Raw genomic sequence first — 1876 nt, 5'->3', positions numbered from 1 at the left:
GGACAGGAAGAAGCTAGGCGTATTGTATCCCATCATTCGGTAGAAGAAATAAAACAAGGCACCAAAAAGAGCCGTTTTTCTTAAACAAGGCAAAGAATCAATCTCATTCTTTTAGCCCACATTCCGCAGGTTAAAACAATGGTTGGATAATTTTTTTATTATTTTGATAAATTGGCTTAAGTTTTTTTCAAGAAAAAACTAAGCTTGTTCCTCTCAAAGCAAAGAAAGAGAGGATATAAGCGATGGAAGAGTATAGTAGCAAAGACCTTGACCACTTAGGAATTGTTTCTGCCATGTGTGACGAAATCAATTTAGTGAGCATGATAGATCAGCTAATCCCCCCCGATCCCCGAGCTCTTATAACAACTGGGGAATGTATCAAATTAATGGTCATCAATGGGTTAGGTTTTACTTCACGTCCCTTATATTTAGAAGCACAATTTTACGCAAGTAAACCTGTGGAACGATTATTAGGAAGAGCATGTAAATCTGAAAATGTATCTGATGATCGTTTAGGTAGAGCCTTAGATCGCTGCTACGAATATGGATGTGATGCTATCTTTTCAGCTATTGCCTTGCAAGCCTGCTTAAAATTTAATGTTAATAAAAAATTTCAGCATTTAGATACGACAAGCATGTCTGTTCAAGGGCAATATTCCTCGAAGGAGCAAGTTCCTATCATTACGTTTGGACATTCAAAAGACTATCGGCCTGACCTTAAACAATTTATGATTTCCTTAATCTGCAGCCAAGATGGAGATGTTCCTTTATTAGCTCAAGCGCTTGCAGGTAATACCTCGGATAAAAGCCATTTTAGGAAAACTTTAAAAGAGCTTAAATCCCAAATTAAAGATAGATCCAAACCTCATTATTTCGTTGCCGATAGTGCTATGTATACCGCTGACACACTAAAAGATATTTCCAATAGTATGAAATGGGTAACGCGTGTTCCAGAACAAATAGGAGCAGCCTATGAGCTTGTATCTAGTTTTTCTAAAGAAGAAATGGAAAAGCTGTCTGCGGATTACTGGGCCGTTGAATTAGGTTCTATCTATGCAGGAATTCCCCAACGGTGGCTTTTAGTCCATTCTGAACAAGCTTTTATAAGGGAAAAGAAAACCTTAGATAGGCAAATAGAAAAAGAGCTGCAAGCAAAAGTCAAAGAATTAAAGCAGCTTGCCTCAAAAGCTTTTGATTGCGAAAAAGATGCTAAAGCAGCCTTGAAAGCTTTTGAAAAAAAGCTTAAATATCATCGTCTAGACAAAATAAATACTATACAAAAACGAAGCAAGCAAGAACCTGGCAGACCTAAAAAAGAGCAAGCTTTATTAATCCAGTATAGAATGGAGGCAGCTTTAGCAAAAGATGAGCAAAAAATTTCTAATAGCTTACAAAGAAAAGGAAAATTTATCTTGGCCACTAATGAGCTGAATGCCGAGCTTCTTTCAAATGATGATCTGTTAGACAATTATAAAGGCCAACAATCGGTGGAAAGAGGATTCCGCTTTCTAAAAGATCCATTATTTATGACTTCTTCGGTATTCCTTAAAAATGAGCAAAGAATTATAGCTTTAGCCATGATTATGTGTCTTTGCTTGCTAGTTTATACCCTTACCCAGCGCCATTTACGTCAACAATTAGAAAAGCTGTCTACCTCCATTCCTAATCAATTAGGAAAACCTACAAAGATGCCTACCATGCGCTGGATTTTCCAAGTTTTTGAAGGTGTGCACCTCTTAATCAAACGGACTCCTGAGGGTATAAAAGAGTTAATCCTTAATTTAACTCCTAATATGAGGCATATTTTGCAGGTTTTAGGTCCTCCTTTTCAGAAATTATATGCTAATGGAAATTAACTTGCGGAATGTGGGTTTTA

General features: G+C 36.8%; 1 protein-coding gene. It reads left to right on the top strand.

What is annotated here, in order from left to right; genetic code table 11:
• The first annotated feature begins 242 nt into the window (after positions 1–242).
• Positions 243–1856 carry an IS1634 family transposase gene (locus DB41_RS06940; protein WP_039385867.1) on the top strand — a complete coding sequence of 538 codons (1614 nt, stop codon included), beginning with the start codon at positions 243–245 and terminating at the stop codon, positions 1854–1856.
• Positions 1857–1876: the final 20 nt, after the last annotated feature.

The organism is Neochlamydia sp. TUME1 (assembly GCF_000813645.1).
In the GTDB taxonomy this organism is placed as follows: domain Bacteria; phylum Chlamydiota; class Chlamydiia; order Chlamydiales; family Parachlamydiaceae; genus Neochlamydia.
This window is presented reverse-complemented; position numbering and strand designations above follow the sequence as displayed.

Coding starts and splice junctions, on each gene's coding strand:
- DB41_RS06940 (WP_039385867.1), top strand. CDS start 243: ATGGAAGAGTATAGTAGCAAAGACCTTGACCACTTAGGAATTGTTTCT.